15 protein-coding genes are annotated in these 17875 nt (G+C 29.6%); all 15 read left to right on the top strand.

The genetic code is table 11. The features are described from left to right. Nucleotides 1-11: 11 nt before the first annotated feature. The 15 genes from asrC to BUB33_RS11265 all read left to right on the top strand — a co-directional run bounded on the left by asrC (nucleotide 12) and on the right by BUB33_RS11265 (nucleotide 17809). The gene (gene asrC, locus BUB33_RS11335; RefSeq protein WP_072976410.1) at nucleotides 12-968 is read left to right on the top strand and encodes a sulfite reductase subunit C; all 957 of its coding nucleotides are present in this window, start codon (nucleotides 12-14) and stop codon (nucleotides 966-968) included. Nucleotides 969-999: 31 nt separating this feature from the next. Beyond that, nucleotides 1000-3072, top strand: coding sequence for a molybdopterin oxidoreductase family protein (locus tag BUB33_RS11330; protein ID WP_072976407.1), 2073 nt, complete (start codon nucleotides 1000-1002; stop codon nucleotides 3070-3072). Between the two features lie 12 nt (nucleotides 3073-3084). Continuing rightward, nucleotides 3085-3501: a 4Fe-4S dicluster domain-containing protein gene (locus BUB33_RS11325; protein WP_072976405.1), complete on the top strand. Its 417-nt coding sequence runs from the start codon at nucleotides 3085-3087 to the stop codon at nucleotides 3499-3501. Nucleotides 3502-3503: 2 nt separating this feature from the next. Then, nucleotides 3504-4733: an NAD(P)/FAD-dependent oxidoreductase gene (locus tag BUB33_RS11320; protein ID WP_072976403.1), complete on the top strand. Its 1230-nt coding sequence runs from the start codon at nucleotides 3504-3506 to the stop codon at nucleotides 4731-4733. Between the two features lie 10 nt (nucleotides 4734-4743). After that, entirely contained in the window at nucleotides 4744-5706 is a 963-nt protein-coding gene (locus tag BUB33_RS11315; RefSeq protein ID WP_072976401.1) for a TDT family transporter, read from the top strand. A gap of 132 nt (nucleotides 5707-5838) precedes the next feature. Continuing rightward, nucleotides 5839-6531, top strand: a complete 693-nt coding sequence (locus BUB33_RS11310) for a response regulator transcription factor (protein ID WP_072976399.1) — start codon at nucleotides 5839-5841, stop codon at nucleotides 6529-6531. A 193-nt stretch (nucleotides 6532-6724) separates the two neighbouring features. Continuing rightward, nucleotides 6725-7858 (top strand): MGDG synthase family glycosyltransferase, encoded by a 1134-nt coding sequence (locus BUB33_RS11305; RefSeq protein WP_072976397.1) that lies wholly within the window; start codon nucleotides 6725-6727, stop codon nucleotides 7856-7858. A gap of 103 nt (nucleotides 7859-7961) precedes the next feature. After that, complete coding sequence (locus BUB33_RS11300) at nucleotides 7962-9035, top strand: sensor histidine kinase (RefSeq protein WP_072976395.1); 1074 nt, start codon at nucleotides 7962-7964, stop codon at nucleotides 9033-9035. 107 nt (nucleotides 9036-9142) lie between these two features. Further along, nucleotides 9143-9910: an ABC transporter ATP-binding protein gene (locus tag BUB33_RS11295; RefSeq protein WP_072976392.1), complete on the top strand. Its 768-nt coding sequence runs from the start codon at nucleotides 9143-9145 to the stop codon at nucleotides 9908-9910. Continuing rightward, complete coding sequence (locus tag BUB33_RS11290) at nucleotides 9897-11852, top strand: ABC transporter permease (protein WP_072976389.1); 1956 nt, start codon at nucleotides 9897-9899, stop codon at nucleotides 11850-11852. The genes BUB33_RS11295 and BUB33_RS11290 overlap by 14 nt, the downstream gene beginning before the upstream one ends. Nucleotides 11853-12041: 189 nt before the next feature. Then, nucleotides 12042-12284, top strand: coding sequence for a DUF554 family protein (locus BUB33_RS11285; protein WP_084725401.1), 243 nt, complete (start codon nucleotides 12042-12044; stop codon nucleotides 12282-12284). Between the two features lie 157 nt (nucleotides 12285-12441). Continuing rightward, a complete protein-coding gene (locus BUB33_RS11280; RefSeq protein WP_072976387.1) occupies nucleotides 12442-14430 on the top strand; it encodes a sigma 54-interacting transcriptional regulator in 1989 nt (662 codons plus the stop codon). 223 nt (nucleotides 14431-14653) lie between these two features. Then, the gene (gene nhaC / locus BUB33_RS11275; RefSeq protein WP_072976385.1) at nucleotides 14654-16093 is read left to right on the top strand and encodes a Na+/H+ antiporter NhaC; all 1440 of its coding nucleotides are present in this window, start codon (nucleotides 14654-14656) and stop codon (nucleotides 16091-16093) included. 2 nt (nucleotides 16094-16095) lie between these two features. Beyond that, nucleotides 16096-17238: a beta-aspartyl-peptidase gene (iadA, locus tag BUB33_RS11270; protein WP_072976383.1), complete on the top strand. Its 1143-nt coding sequence runs from the start codon at nucleotides 16096-16098 to the stop codon at nucleotides 17236-17238. 289 nt (nucleotides 17239-17527) lie between these two features. After that, a complete protein-coding gene (locus BUB33_RS11265) occupies nucleotides 17528-17809 on the top strand; it encodes a co-chaperone GroES (protein ID WP_072976381.1) in 282 nt (93 codons plus the stop codon). Nucleotides 17810-17875 lie beyond the last annotated feature (66 nt).

Raw genomic sequence — 17875 nt, 5'->3', positions numbered from 1 at the left:
GAGGGAAATGGATGTTAGATTTAAACACAAAAAAAATTAAAAAGAATGCATTTAGAATTACAAAAGAACGAAATAAAACATCTATACGTATAAGAATTCCTGGTGGACAATTACCAGCAGAAATTATTCCTACATTATATGAGATTGCTACAAAATACGGAGATGGTAAGCTACATATTACCTCAAGACAAGGATTTGAAATAACTGGGATTGATTTTGCTAATATGGATAAAGTCAATGAAATAATAAGTCCAATAATTGAGAAGTTAGAATTGTCCTATGGAGTTGAAATCCACAATCCAAAGGAAGGATATCCTGCTTCAGGAACTAGAAATATATCTTCCTGTATTGGAAATAGAGTATGTCCCTATGCAAATTACAATACAACAGAGTTTGCAAGAAGAATAGAGGCAGCAGTTTTTCCCCATGATCATCATTTTAAAATAGCAACTACTGGATGTCCAAATGATTGTATCAAGGCTCATATGCAAGATTTTGGAATAATAGGAATGGCAGGTGTTCAATATGATGCTTATCACTGTGTAGGTTGTGAGGCCTGTGTGAAAAATTGTAAGAAACGTGTTGTTGGTGCCTTAGAGATGGTAGATGGCAAAGTAGTAAGAAATGAAGCTATTTGTATAGAATGTGGAGAATGTGTTTTAACTTGTCCTATGCAGGCATGGTCTAGAAAAGAAGAAAAACGATATAAATTAGTAATCATGGGTCGAACTGGAAAGAAAAAACCACGTTTAGCACAGACTTTTATTCAAGGTGTTGACGAAGCATCTATTATTAAAATCATTCAAAACACCTATGATTATGTAGATGAATATATAGACCGTACTCTTCCAAAGGAACATGTTGGTTACATTGTAGACCGTACAGGATATCAAGAGTTTAAAAAATGGGCATTGAAGGATGTGGAATTGCCAAAGGATGCAAAGGTGGCGGAGCATATTTACTGGTAACAATAAAAATAAAATTAATAGGGGGATGAATATGAAGAAGGTACAATCAACCTGTAACTATTGTGCATTAGATTGCAATCTTGATTTTTATGTAGAAGATAATAGAGTTGTAAAAGTTGTTCCAACTAAAGGATATCCAGTTAACAATGGGTTTTCCTGCATTAAGGGATTATCTTTAGATAAGCAACAAACTACAGTAAATTGCTCGCCTTTGCCAAAAATCAAACAACCTGACGGAAGTTTTAAATATGTTTCATGGGAAGAAGGATTTGAATATGTAGCAAATAAATTATTAGAATTACAAGAGAAATATGGAAAAGAAAGTGTTGCAGGAATTAGTACAGGACAACTTACTATGGAGGAATTTGCCATATTCGGTCATGTTATGAGAAATTTCCTCAAAACCAATGTAGATGGTAATACAAGACTTTGTATGGCAACTGCCGTTGTTGCACATAAACAAAGCTTTGGATTTGATGCACCTGGTTTTACTTTAAGGGATATTGAGTTATCTGATAGAATTATTTTAATTGGGGCAAACCCAGTGGTTGCCCATCCAATTCTATGGGAACGTATTTTAAAGAACAAAAATAAGAAATTAATTGTAATTGACCCTAGAAGATCAGAAACTGCTCAAAATGCTGATTATTGGTATGGTTTAAAAGGAAAGACTGATTTAGTTTTATTATATACAATTGCAAATATTTTAATTGAAAAGGATTATATTGATAAAGATTATATAGAGAAGAGTACAGAGGGATTTGAAGAATTTAAGTCCTTTGTGAAATCCTATACCTTAGATAAGGCTATAGAGATTACAGAGTTAAGAGAAGAACAAATTTTAGAACTTGTAGAATTAATTCATAGTGGAGAAAGAGTATCCTTCTGGTGGACTATGGGAGTTAATCAAGGATATGAGGCAGTACGTACTGCACAAGCTATTATCAATTTAGCTTTAATGACTGGAAATATTGGAAGAGAAGGTACGGGAGCTAATTCTATTACAGGACAATGTAATGCAATGGGTTCTAGAGCCTATAGTAATACTGCTTGTTTCTTTGGTGGGGGAGATTTCAATAATCCTAATAGGAGAAAACGTATTGCAGAAGTTTTAGGAGTTAAGGATTCGGATTTAGCAGAAAAGCCAACGGCAACCTATAATCAAATTATTGAAGGTATCAATGAAGGTAAGATTAAGGGGTTGTGGATTTTATGTACTAATCCACGTCATAGCTGGACAAATAATGAAACCTTTGCAAAGGCAATTGAGAAACTTGAATTATTTGTGGTTCAGGATATTTATGATGATACAGATAGTGCAAATCATTGTACCGTATTTTTCCCAGCAGTTTCTGGTATCAAGAAGGAAGGAACATATATAAATCTTGAGAGAAGGGTTTCTGCCATGAGACCTTGTTTGGAAAAAGGTGAAAATGAAAAAAATGATTATGAAATTATCTACGGAGTAGGGAAAGCTTTAGGTATGGGTTCTCTTTTAGATAAATGGAAAACACCGAGAGATTGTTTTGAGCTTATGAAAGAATGTTCTAGGGGAATGCCTTGTGATATAACAGGTATAACTTGGGAAGGTCTTGAAGGCTCCAATGGTATTCAATGGCCATTTAGAGAAGGGGAAGAATTGAAGGAAGATGAAAGACGTCTTTATGAAGATGGAAAATTTTACACTCCATCTAAAAAAGCAAAATTTATATTTGAAGATGCAAAAGAAAACCCGCTTCCTACTACAGAAGAATTTCCCTATGTATTGAATACAGGAAGAGGTACAGTGGGACAATGGCATACTCAGACTCGTACAAAAGAGGTACAATTTATTGAAGATGTTAGTATTAAAAAATCATATATTTATATGAATAGTAAACTGGCTTTAGAAAATGGAATTAAAGAAAATGATTTTATACGTGTTTATTCTATTAATGGAGAATATGCAGATTTCTTTGTAAAAATAACGGATAATTTACGATATGAACAGCTTTATGCACCAATACACTATATTGAATGTAATAAACTTACGCCTTCGCTTTATGACCCTTATTCAAAGGAGCCATCCTATAAGGCGACACCGATCTATTTTGAAAAACTCTAAGGAGGGATAGAGATGAAAAGAATAAAGATAGATAGAAATAAATGTATTGGATGTTTAACCTGTGTTACTGCTTGCGTAGTATCTCACCAAAGTGATGATGCAAGAAATCGTGTTGTAATAGATAGTGAAACAAAAGCATCACCTATTTTCTGTCGTCATTGTGATTTACCTGAATGTACCTATACTTGCATGACTGGTGCAATGCATAAGAACCCGGAAACTGGATTTGTAGAATATGATAGTGAGCAATGTGCTAGTTGTTATATGTGTATTATGGCCTGTCCTTATGGAGTTCTTAAAAGTGATAGAATCAATCATGAATTAATTATGAAATGTAATATGTGTGTTCATAGTACTGAGGATGGTTCGCCGAAGCCAATGTGTGTTGAAAAATGTCCAATGCATGCAATTACTTTAGAGGAGGTATAAGTATGAGGTATGTAATTTTAGGTTCATCTGCAGCAGGTGTTAATGGTGCAAAAGAGATTAGAAAACTAGACCCTAATGGGGAAATTATTATGATTTCTAAAGATGAGACTATATATTCCAGATGTATATTGCATCATTATATGTCTAGACATCGTACAATGAATAGACTTAGATTTGTAGAAGGGGATTTTTTTGAACGCTATAGAATTAAATGGGTTGGAGGTACAGAGGCAATAGGTTTAAATGCAGAGAAAAAGGAAGTATATCTATCTAATGGAGAAACTGTTGGATATGATAAGCTCCTTATAGGAACAGGTTCAAATTCCTTCTTTCCACCTATTGAGAATATGAATAAGGCTAAAAATGTTTTGGGATTTAGAAATATAGATGATTGTATAGAAATCATGGAGAAAATAGATAAGTTAGACAATATTGTTATAATGGGTGGAGGATTAGTAGGTGTTGATGCCCTTATAGGATTAATAGACTCCAAAAAAAATCTGTATTTAGTAGAAATGCAGGATAGATTATTATCTATTCAATTAGATAAAAGAGCTGCTAAGACTTATGAAGATGCCTTTCGTAGGAGAGGAGTAAATTTTTATTTTGGAGTTGGTGCTCAAAAGTTAAATCTTCATGAGGAAGATAATATTAAAAGTCTTACTTTAAGTAATGGAGAAGAAATCCCTTGTGAACTACTTATTGTAACTGCTGGAGTTCGTGCTAATATTGGTTTCTTAAAGGATTCTACAATTGAAGTAGATAAAAAAGGTCTTATTATTGATAGAAGTGGAAGAACTAATGACTCTGATGTTTATGGTGCAGGAGATGTTACTGGTCGAGGACCTATATGGCCTGTAGCAGTAAAGGAAGGAGTTATTGCTGGCAGCAATATGGTTGGAGTTCATAGAGAGATGACAGATTTTTTTACAAGTAAATCTACTATGAATTTTTTTGGTATTCCAACTATGTCATTGGGAATAAATGAGCCATTAGATAGTAGCTATTCAGTAGAGATAGAAGAAGATATTAAGGGAAATTATAAGAAGGTAATTCACAAGGATGGAAAGATATATGGAGCTATTCTTCAAGGAGATCTATCCTATGCAGGAGTACTAACACAGTTAATTAGAGAGAATATAGATATTTCTAAAGTAAAGAAACCAATTTTTAAAATCGATTACTCAGATTTCTTCAATATTACAGATAATTTTGAGTTCAGTTATGAATAGGAGGATAATCATGGATAAATCATTTATGGAAAGATTGGAAAATATGCCAGTACCTATTTTACCTACTATGGTTGGAGCTTTAACTTTATCCAATGTATATCAAGGGTTAGGTTTTACTGGAATACGACATGGTTTTATGTGGCTTGGAACTTGTATCTGGGTTCTTTATTTAATAAAGATTTTAAAATATCCTAAAACCTTTAAAAAAGAATATTCTACTACGGTTCCAAGTAGTTTATATGCAGGTTTTACAATGGTTATGATGCTCTTAGGTAGTTATTATATTGGATTTAACCAAGTTATTGGGAAAGGTCTTTGGGTAATAGGATTAATTCTTCATATAATTCATATTCTTATATTTACTTATAGAAATATAATTAAAAATTTCAATAAGGAAACTTTTTTACCTAGTTGGTTTGTTACTTACAACGGGATTATGGTTTCTGCCGTAGTTGGTGGAGCAATGAAAGAACCATTTATCTGCAAAATAGTTGTTTATTATGGTATTGCTATTTATCTACTGCTTTTACCTTTCATACTTAATAGATTAATAAAAGTAGAAATTAAAGCACCAGCTTATCATACAATGGCAATTTTATTGGCACCATGTAGTTTATGTTTAGTAAGTTATTTGAATAACATAGAAAATCCTAATCTATATTTGGTATTTGGTCTTTATTTTGCAGTTCTTTGTTCCTTAATCTTTGTAGTTTATAAATTGCCAAGATTTTTCTCCTTTGATTTTGTACCAAGTTATGCAGGAATGACATTTCCAATGGCAATAGGAATTGTTGCATCTCTACAAATGTCTAAGTTTGTAATAGGACTTGGATATGAGAAATTATCCATTGCAATTAAAGAATTAGCTGGATTTCAAATTTATTTAACCACTGCCATAATAGGCTATGTATTAATTCAATTTTTAATAATGTTTTTAGGAAGTAAAAATAAATTAAATAAAGAACTGGCATAGTTTGAATTTTTGACTTAAATTAATAAAAAATGGAATTCTTTTATGGAATTCCATTTTTTATGTGGAAAAATTATTTTGAATGGGATATTCTAAATATATAATTGTATAAACAATTAATTAAGAGGTGAGGAAATGTATAAAATATTTGTAGTAGAAGATGATGAAAAGATTTTAAAGCTTATTAAAGATAAATTAGAGAGATACAATTACACTGTAGTTACAGTAAAGGATTATAACAATATAAAAGGAGAGTTTATAGCAGAAAATCCTCATTTAGTTCTTCTAGATATAAATTTACCTAATTATGATGGCTTTTTTTGGTGTAGAGAATTGAGAAGCATATCTAAAGTTCCTATTATATTTATATCAGCTAGATTTTCAGATATGGATCAAGTATTGGCCATAGAAAATGGTGGAGATGATTATATTATAAAACCTTTTTCTTTTGATTTATTACTAGCAAAAATAAAAGGAGTAATAAGGAGAACCTATGGAGAATATGCAGGGGATATTTCTAAGGATATATATGAAGTAGAAGGGGTATATTTATATAAAAGCCAGTCAACAGTTGAATGGCAAGGAAAGAAAATAGAGTTAAGTAAGAAAGAGTTCGGATTATTATATATTCTTATGTCTAATATAGATAAAATAGTATCCAGAGAAATCCTATTAGAAGAGTTGTGGGATGATGTGGATTTTGTTGATGATAATACCTTATCAGTGAATATTACAAGACTTAGGAAGAGACTAGAAGATATTGGAATAAAAGACAGTATTCAAACTAAAAGAGGGCAAGGATATTCTATGATAAAAACATGGGATTAGATGGTTTTAAATTTAATCTGACATTATTGTAAGATATATTTTTGACTTGAAAGAAAAATCAATAGATAACCTCTATTTATTTTTATATAGTATAGATAAAGAGATTAAATAAATTAAAATGCAGTAGTATGTATTTAAATTTCGTTATATCTATGACATATTATTTGAGTTAGGCAGTAGAGGAGGGAAATATATGAAAAAAGTATTGATATTTACTGCATCTATAGGTGGCGGTCATAATGAGGCTGCATCTTGTTTAGAAAGAGAGTTTAAAAAACATGGTTTTATGGTGAAAAAAATAGATGCTTTATTGGAGATAAATAAAGCATTAGATGCTTTTATAATTGGATCTTGCAAGGTTTTAATTAATAATTTTCCTAAATTATATGGAAGTTTATATAGCATTAGCAACAAGGAGAAATCCAATAAGTTAATTAAACAGTCTTTTTCAAGTATTTCTAGAGAGAAAGTTTATAATATAATTTTACAAGAAAATCCTGATTTAATCATATCAACTCATGCTTTTATGGTTGGAGTAGTAGGCTCTTTGAAGGAAAGGAAGTTAATTGACATACCTTTTATTTCAATAGTAACAGATTATGAAGCACATAGGGCATATATAGATAAAAATGTAGATGCCTATATTGCAGGTAGTGATTATACAAGTAGAACATTAATAAAAAAAGGAATATCAAAGGAGAAAATATTTTCATATGGTATACCTATTAAGGAAGAATTTTTAAAAGGATTTCAGTCGATGAATTTGAAATCTAGTTCTTTCCAAATTTTACTCATGGCAGGAAGTTTAGGTCTCAAAGGAATGAAAAAGGTATTGAAAAACATTGTTCAAATAGATGGTGACTATAATATTGTAACAATTTGTGGGAAAAATAGAAAGTTACAGGCAAGTATAGAGAAAGAATATAGAGAATTAATAGAAAGTAACAAACTTAGTGTATATGGATTTACAAATAACATTCCATTTATTATGGAAAATTCTAATATAATCATAACAAAACCTGGAGGATTGACTATTTCTGAAGCAATGGCAAAGCGACTTCCTATGATTATTCCCTATTATATTCCAGGACAGGAAAAGGAAAATCTTGATTTTTTGCTTAGACAAGGACTAGCCTTATATGTACCTAAGGTGGATTTTATTAAAGAACTTTTGGAATCTATAATGAAAAATCAGGAAATATTAGATATTATGAAAAAGAATATGGAAGAAATTTATAATATATCTTGTCTAGATAATATAGTTTATCTTGGTGAAAATTTGATTGAGGATTCTAATTATAGAATGGATTTAGAATATAGTTCATAGTGTAAATTTACTATATTGTTGTATTGTTTGATTTTATTTTAATGAAAAGTAGGGGGGCATATCTGTGATTTAGCAGATGATTAACACATGGGAGTAGATAAAATTGAAATTTAAAGATTATATAAAAGATAGACTCTTATATATTGTTATTTATTTTATTGCTATATCTTTGGTTATAACTATAATGATGTTGGACATTATAATCAGAAAAGAAAGATTAAATATAGTAAATATTATCTATGGCTTTATTCTAGGATCTATAGCATTGGGCATATCAATATCAATAGAGTATATTAAAAAAAAGAGATTTTATACTCCAATAAATTATGGTTTAGAAAAAGATGAAGATTTACAATATATATATAATATTCCTGATAATATCAGTAATGAATATAGTTTTTTAAAGAAAATTTTAATTAGAGATTATACTATTTATGTAAATACATTGGAAAGATATAAAAAGACTACAAAGACTCAAATGGATTTTAATAATATATGGATTCATGCGATGAAAACCCCTGTTTCCGTAATAAGACTTATGCTGGAAAATGAGAAAGATAAAGATATAGATGAAAATACTAGAAGAAGTTATGAAAGTATAGAAGAAGAAATAGAAAAATTATCTCATGGTCTAGAGATGGCTTTATATACTCTTAGGATAAATGATTTTGAGCTTGATTTTAAAGTAGAAGATATATCTTTATTGGAAATAATAAGAAATGTAATTAATGAGAACAAATCTGCATTTATAGTGAATTCTATATATCCTAAGATACTTTCACGAGATGATATATTTGTAAAGAGTGATAAAAAATGGGTAAAGTTTATTATCAGTCAAATAATATCTAATGCTATAAAATATTCAAAGGTAAAGGAAAGTAAGGATAAGGATATAATAATAAAGATTTATAAAGAAGATGAGAATACTATAATTTCCATAAAAGATAATGGTGTAGGAGTACCAAAGGAAGATTTGGAAAGGGTGTTCGATCCTTTTTTTACAGGTATAAATGGCAGAAGATATTTAGAGTCTACAGGAATGGGATTGTATTTATCTAAAGATATATGTAATAGATTAGGGCATAGTATAAATATAGAATCTATTGAAGGAGAAGGAACTACAGTTAGTGTTATATTTTATAGTGGCAAAAGTATTTATAATTTAACAAATAATTAATATGACAATTTTGTAAGAGATAATTAAAGCTTGAAAGGGAAATCAATATGATGATTTCCCTTAATTTATTATGATATATACAGAAAAACAAACTAGGAGGTAAAGAAATGACAGTATTACAAACTAAAGATCTATCTAAAATATATGGAAGCAAAGGCAAAGGTATATCTGTAAAGGCTCTAGATAATTTTAATATGAGTATAAAAGCAGGGGAATTTGTAGGGATAATGGGACCTTCTGGCAGTGGTAAAACTACGTTGTTAAACATCCTTGCAACAATAGACTCTCCATCTTCTGGAGAAGTTTTAATAAATGGAGAAAATCCTTATAGATTAAAAGAAGATAAACTGGCTATATTTAGAAGAAAAAACTTGGGATTTATATTCCAAGACTTTAATTTACTAGACACATTATCAGTAAAAGAAAATATTATACTGCCTTTAGTATTGGAAGGCTATCTAAAAAGAGAAATAGAAAAGAAATTAGATGAAATAACATCAGTATTAAATATTAAGAATATTTTAGATAAAAGAACCTATGAGATATCAGGAGGACAACAACAGAGAACTGCTTGTGCAAGGGCATTAATAAACGATCCTGCTATTATATTGGCAGATGAGCCTACTGGAAATTTAGATTCTAAAGCATCATTTGATTTAATGAATTCTTTAGAAAATATAAATGAAAAAAAGAAGGCTACTATAGTTATGGTCACTCATGATGCCTTTGCCGCAAGTTTTTGTAAGAGAATAATAATGATAAAGGACGGAAAGTTTTTCACCGAAATAGTTAAGAGTTCTAATAGACAGATATTTTTTAAAGAAATATTAGATGCATTGTCTCTTCTAGGAGGTGGATATAATGAAGATATCTAATATGGCATTTAGTAATGTTAAAGGAAACTTATATAGATATATAATGTATTATTTAAGTAATTCCTTTGCCGTTACGGCATTTTTTATATTTTCTAATTTTGTATTTCATCCTTCATTAAAAATAAAGAATATAGGCGGCAGCAGTGTATCTTTAATGGGTGTAGTTAATAGTATGATAGCTTGCCAAGTTATAATAGTAATATTTTCAATATTATTTGTGAGTTATTCTACCTCCATATTTTTAAAGTCTAGGGGAAAGGAATTTGGACTTCTTTCTCTATATGGAATGACTAATAAACAAATAAAGAAATATGTATTTATAGAAAATACCATAATATCTGCTTTTTCCATAGTAACTGGTATATTGTCAGGAGTAGTGTTTTCAAAACTATTTCTTATGGCAATGGAAGCATTTATGGATATAAATCTTCCGTTTAATATATCCTTTAAGTCATTGGGACTTACAATTTTAGTATTCTTTGTCTTATTTGAAACAGTAAGTATTCTAATGCTTTTTAAAATAAGGAACAAGGAAATAATACAACAAATTAAAAGTAGTAAAATACCTAAGGAAATACCACAATTTTCAAAGATAAAATCAATTCTTGGTGTTGGTTTATTAGTATTGGGTTATGGTATAGCTTGGATTGTAAAAGGAGCTTTTGTACCTTTGGCTATGCTGCCAGTTATATTTATAGTTATAATTGGTACCTACTTTACATTTACTCAATTTAGTATAGCTATAGCTAATAGAATTTTAAAGAGCAAGGATATAATTTATAAGAAAACAAATTTAATATCATATTCTCAAATGATATTTAAATTGCAGGATACAGCCAAGGTTCTATTTGCAGCAGCTATTTTAGGTGCAATTACATTCACTGCTACAGAGACGATATATTCTTTCTTTACAGAAATAGCAAGTATATCAGGAATTGATACACCAGAGGATATTGCAATAATCCGAAAAGGAGAAACAATAGACGACATTCATAGTATAGATAGGATAAAAGAGATATTAGAAAAACATGACTTAAAAACTAAAGGAATTTATACAGTGAAGAATATATGGGTTAAGAATGAAGCTAACAAGGACAATTCTCATATTAAAGAAGAAATCTTAATCATGTCTAATACAGATTATAATAAATTAGCAGTTTCTCAAAATAAGGAGAAAATTATAGTAAAAGAAAATGAAGCAGTATATAATTTTCCTTATGAGGTATTTGGATATAATGGTAAACCAGAGAAGATAAAAAGATATCCTCTTGAAACAGCAAAATTAAGTTTAAATGGAGAAGTAAGAGAATATAAAGTAAATGATGAAATCCATCATAGTCTTATGGCATTAGGTAAATTAGGATATTTTGATGCGTTTATATTAAATGATAAAGACTATAACCATTTATTGAAAAGAGCTAAAGAAGATAATATTGTTATATATAATGGAATAAAATTAGATAATTGGAAAAGCTCCTTTGATGCATCAGTAGAAATAAGAGATATGTTAGGTGACAAATATCAAGGAAGTTATTATGCTAAATCAATTCCATATAAGGATATTAGAAATAACTTTGGGCTTACATTATTTATAGGATTCTTTATAGCATTTTTATTTTTTATAGCTTCAGGGAGTATAATATATTTCAAATTATTTAATGAAGTAAAACAAGATAAGGTAGAATATGATATATTAAGGAAAATTGGAGCTACAGAAAATGAAATAAATAAAATAATTACAAAGCAAATAGGAATTATATTCTTTTTACCATTTGTAGTTAGTACTACACATTCCTTATTTGCACTGAAATCTCTTTCTAATTTACTTGAAAAAAATCTCTTTACAAATGGACTTGTAGTTGCATTTGGATATTTAGTATTTCAGATGATTTATTTTATTATAATAAGGATAATGTATATAAGAAAAGTGAAATATAATTGAAAATATAGTCAATAATTGGTGATGAATAGTTTATAAAATGGAGTTCTTTTCAGAACTCCATTTTTTTGTAGCAATATTTGTTAAAATAGTGTATCCTTATAAGAATAATAAAAATATAGGATGATTTATTATTTTTTAATATATTCATTCTTAATGGTTAATCGTTAATTAAAATAGGAGGACTGAACTATGCTGGGAACAATAGTTAATGCTTTGGCAATTATAATGGGAGCGTTATTTGGAATAGGGATTAGAAAAGGAATTAAAGACGATTACAAAAATACAATAATGGATGGAATAGGTCTTTCAGTTATAGTTATTGGTATAATGGGAGGTATTAAATCTGAGAATATTATTTTAGTAATAGGCAGTGTAGTATTGGGAAGTATAATAGGAGAAGTTATTGGTATAGAAAACAAGCTGGATAATTAAGTGGGATAATTTCTTTAATATCCTTGTGAAAATAATATGTAGGTAGTAAATATGAGATTAACTCTCTATTGTAAGTTAATTCCATATGAAAAATATGCTATACTAATAGTAACAATACAGTAAGAATTATTATATTTAAAAATTAAAGGTGAATATATTGAAAAAATTAGTGATAATAAGTGAAAGTAAAAATACTGGTACAAGATTAATAGAACAGATGAATGATTTGTTAAAAAAACATCTTAAAACAGAAAATATTTTAGTTTCAAAACTAAAATATTCAGAAGTAAATGCTGACCTTGTTTTATTTACAAGTATATATGTAAAAAAAAGGGGAATTAGGTATATTCCCTCTGATATTCCAAATATAATATCCAAAAGAATTATAGATCATAAGAATATAAGTGAAATAATAAGTATAGAAGAGGGTAAAGATGTATTATTTATTAATGATTGTTATGAATCGGCTAGCGAAGCTATAGAGCAGCTTATAGAATTGGGATTAGACCATATCAAATATCATTCTTATTATCCAGACTGTACTTCTTACCCATGTTTAGAAACAGCAATTACTGCTGGGGAAAGTCAATTAGCACCATATAAACCTAAGAAATTGATAGATATTGGTACAAGAATTTTAGATATACAAACTATTCATGAAATAGGCAGAATATTAGATTTGGAAAAATACTTAAATGATAGTTTGGTAATAAACTATATACGGGATATAGTGGAGATTTCAAAATCCATAGATGAAAGCAGAAAGAAAAGTTTAGAGTCTCAGACAATGTTAGAAACCATAATAAATGGACTTGACTATGGAGTTGCTTTTATAAATAATGAAGGTGAAGTATTAAGTTTGAATCCTAAATTTGAACATATCTTAGGAGTTAAAAGGAAGGATATTATTAAACGAAGAATTGATGCTTTTCTTCCTTTTGAAAATACAAATCTAAATGGGAACGGAGCATATACAGGTAAAATTGAAAATCGAGATGTATATATTCAATATAGGGAAGTTAAGATTTATGGGAAAACAGGATATATATTATCCCTTAGACATACTTCAAAGATAGAGCAGGGAATAAATTATACTGATAATAAAGTTTTCAATAGAAAGTTGCATAGTTTCAAAGATTATCTAACTATAAACAAAGATGCATTGGATATCATAAGAATAGCAAAGAAGTTTTCGAAAACAGATTCCACTATTTTAATTGAGGGAGAGAATGGTACAGGAAAAGAGATACTAGCTCAAGGAATTCATATGAATTCTTTTAGAAATAATAGTATCTTTGTTCCTGTTAATATGGCTACTATTTCATCTAACCTTTTGGAAAGTGAGTTGTTTGGATATGAAGAAGGTACATTTACTGGTGCTCTTAAGGGTGGTAAAATAGGTTTATTCCAAATGGCTCATGGAGGAACTGTATTTATTGATGAAATAGGGGATACACCTTTAGATGTTCAAGCTAAGCTATTGAGAGTCTTAGAGGAAAGGCGTATTAGAAAAGTAGGTGGAGTTGATGAAATTCCAATAGATGTAAGGATTATAGCTGCCACAAACAAAAATTTATTAGAATTAGTAGAAAAAGGGCAATTTAGACTAGATTTGTTTTTTAGATTAAATATTTTGCCATTGCATACTATACCACTTCGTAGAAGAAGGGAAGATATAGAATATCTGCTAAAATATTTTATTAATATTAATTTACAACATAGAAGGATAGAATGTTTAGAGGAATTTTTTGAAAAAGAAACAATAGTATTTCTCAATAATTATGAATGGATAGGCAATGTTAGAGAGCTTATAAATTTAGTAGAATATTTAACTTTGATTTATAATGGAGAAAAATTAGGTTTATCATCTTTACATAGCTATATGATGGATGTTGAGTCTAAAAAAGAAAGGGTATATTTATCTAAAGAAGAGGTATGGATTTTAGAACAATTTGAAATACATAATAGAGTTCCTCTAGGCAGAACTAAACTTGCTGAATTAGCAATTAATGAGAACCTAAAAATAGGGGAAGGAAAAATTAGGAATATACTCAAGACCTTAGAGAATTATGGATTGATAGAGTCAATAGGAAATATGGGTTCTAAGATAACAGAGAGTGGAAGAAAAATTTTGGAAGAATTATAAACCATGACATGGTCATATATAACCATGTCATGGTTTATTTTGTCCATGGAATTAAATGTAGATATATTTATATATTTGAAGATTATAGTTTATGAAGTTATCTCGATAAAGCAAAGTAGTAATTTGTATGAATATTTTAATAAATCTTTATAATATTTTAATTTAGGCATGAAAATTGCAATATATAATATTGAATTAATAATATTTTAAGGGAGGATATAATATGTCAAAGAAAGAAAGAGTTAAGAAAAAGCCAACTTTTATTCAGGGATTTTTTCCAATATTATTTATGGTAATATCTCTGACATTAGGAGTAGGTGTGCTAAAGATTAGGACAGAGCCTATTATCATCATATCGGCTTTTGTTGCTGGAATAATAGCCTGGAGATTAGGTTATAGTTGGGAAGAAATGCAGGCTGGAGTAATTGAAAAAATAGCAAGGGCATTGCCAGCGACATTAATATTATGGAGTGTAGGATTACTTATTGGTTCTTGGATGTTTTCAGGTACTGTACCTATGATTATTTACTATGGAGTGAGAATTGTAAATCCAAAGTACTTATTAGTAACGGCATTTATAATTTCAGCTATTTTATCTACTATTACTGGTACATCATGGGGATCAGCAGGGACAATAGGAGTAGCTATAATGGGTATAGCTGGAGGACTTGGAGCACCTCTTGCTCCAGTAGCAGGGGCAGTCGTAGCAGGAGCATATTTTGGTGATAAACTGTCTCCTTTTTCTGATACTACAAACTTAGCTCCATTGGCAGCAGGCTCTGAACTATATGAACATATTAAACATATGCTTTATACCACTATACCTGCTACTATAGTATCTTTAATAGTATATTTTATAGTGGGCATGGGAACATCTGGAGAAGTTGGTACACCAGAAACTGTAGATTTATTGCAAGGTCAACTGGATAGTATGTTTAATTGGAATATTTTATTATTATTACCTGTAGTGTTTATTATTGCAGGGTCATTACTAAAGTTGCCTACTATACCTACAATGTTGGGAACAAGTATTTTTTCAGTAATTATTGGTATGATAGTTCAAGGATTTACTCTTAAAAATGGTTTTATATCCTTGATTCAAGGTTTCAATGTTAGCATGACAGGATATGAAGGGGAAATTAGCACTATGGTTACAACTTTGATTAATAGGGGAGGAGTTGTATCAGTAACTAGTACTACTGTGCTTGTATTCTGTGCCATGGGTTTTGCAGGCATTATTAGTATATCTGGAATGTTAGATGTAGTATTGGAAGAATTATTAAAAAGAGTTAAGACTACAGCTGGTATAATATTGTCTACTATTGCTTCTTGTTTTACTGTAGCTTTTGTTACTGGGAATTCTTATCTATCTATATTGATACCTGGAGAATTATTTAGGGATGTATATGTTGAGAGAAATCTTCATCCAAAAAATCTTTCTAGGACATTGGAAGATTCAGGAACTGTATTAGTACCTCTTATACCATGGTCTGCAGCGGGGGCATATATGTCAACTACATTAGGTGTTTCTACAATGGAATACTTACCTTGGGCCATACTAAATTATATGGGAATAGTATTTGCAATAATCTTAGCATTTACAGGTTTTGGAATTGCAAAATTGAGTCCAGAAGACAAAAAAAGGATACAAGAAGAGGTGTAATTATGTTATTAATTAAAAATATAGAGGTGTTTTGTCCTAAAAATATTGGGATAAAAGATGTTTTAATAATTGGTAAAAAGATAGCTTTAATAGAAGATAAGATAGAATCATTTAGTCATAAAGTTAAGATAATTGATGGGACAGGCAAGAAACTTATACCAGGTTTAATAGATAATCATGTTCATATTACTGGTGGTGGTGGAGAGGGAAGTTTCAAAACCAGAGTACCTGAAATTACCTTATCTAAATTAATAGAAGGAGGTATCACTACTGTAGTAGGGCTTTTAGGAACTGATGGAACTACAAGGAATATAGAAAATCTATTGGCTAAGGCAAAATCTTTAAAAGAAGAAGGAATATCTGCATATATTCATACTGGTTCCTATGGCTATCCTTCCATAACATTAACAGATTCAGTGAAGAAGGACATAGTTTTTATAGATGAAATAATAGGGGTGAAAATTGCATTATCTGATCATAGAGCCCCTAGTGTATCAAAGTATGAATTGGCAAGACTTGCATCAGATGCAAGAGTAGCAGGTATGATGTCTGGAAAGGCTGGAATAGTTGTGGCTCATATGGGAAATGGAAGAAAAGGTTTAGGTCTAATAAATGAAGTTCTGGAAGAAACGGAAATTCCTATTAGAACCATAAGACCAACCCATGTAAATAGAAAGGAAGAATTACTTGTAGAGTCCTTTCATTATGCTAAAAGAGGTGGATTAATAGATTTAACCTGTGGAATATATAAGGAGCTATCTCCAACTAATGTTATTTTAAGGGCAGAAAAGAATGGTGTTCCTTTAGAAAATATAACTATTAGTTCCGATGGATATGGTAGTTGGTCTAAATACGATGAATATGGAAACCTAGTAAAAATAGGAGCTTCTTCTGTAACCAGTTTATTTGCTGAGATGCAAAATATGGTATTAGAAGCTGGCTTTCAACTAGAAAAGGCATTACAATTTTTTACTATAAATGTAGCTAAGGCATTAAATTTATATCCTAAAAAGGGATATATTGGTGAAAATTCAGATGCAGACTTATTAATATTAGATAGTAATATGAATTTAGTATCAGTAATCTCCGGGGGGAGATTGATGCTAGATGGAGAAGAATTACTTGTAAAAGGCACATATGAGTGATATTATGAGAACACCTCGAGGTGTTCTCATTTAATTTTATTTCTATTAGTTAGGACATATTAGTAAAAATAGTTGATTTAATAAGATAAAAATAGAAAATTAGAGAAAACATAAGAATGATGGATATAAAACCATATTTTAGCAAATAATACCTTAATACAGTCTAAATTGGGACTTGATTACATGATTTCATTTAAGTAACATATATATTGTAAAGATTAGCACTCAATAACAGTAAGTGCTAATAAAATGAAAGAAAAAACTAATATTAACATAAGGAGGTAATAAAATGAACCTTAGACCATTGGGTGATAGGATTGTAATTAAAAAAGTAGAAGTTGAGGAAAAAACAAAGAGCGGTATAGTTTTACCAAGTACTGCTAAAGAACAGCCACAAATGGCAGAAGTAGTTGCTATTGGTGCTGATATTACAAACGACGAAAAGAAAAAAGATCAAATTAAAGTTGGAGACAAAGTAATATTTTCAAAATATGCAGGAACAGAAATTAAAGTAGATGGTGAAGAATTAACAATTCTAAAATTATCTGATATTTTAGCAATAGTGGAATAATGACAATTAATAATTGTCAAAAACAAATAACAATTAAAATATTAAAATTCTAAGTATTTAATAATT

Origin of the sequence: Tissierella praeacuta DSM 18095, from assembly GCF_900128955.1 — a bacterium.
GTDB classification, from domain to species: Bacteria; Bacillota; Clostridia; order Tissierellales; family Tissierellaceae; genus Tissierella; species Tissierella praeacuta.
The sequence above is the reverse complement of the archived record's forward strand: the minus strand, read 5'-3'. Positions and strand labels throughout refer to the sequence as shown.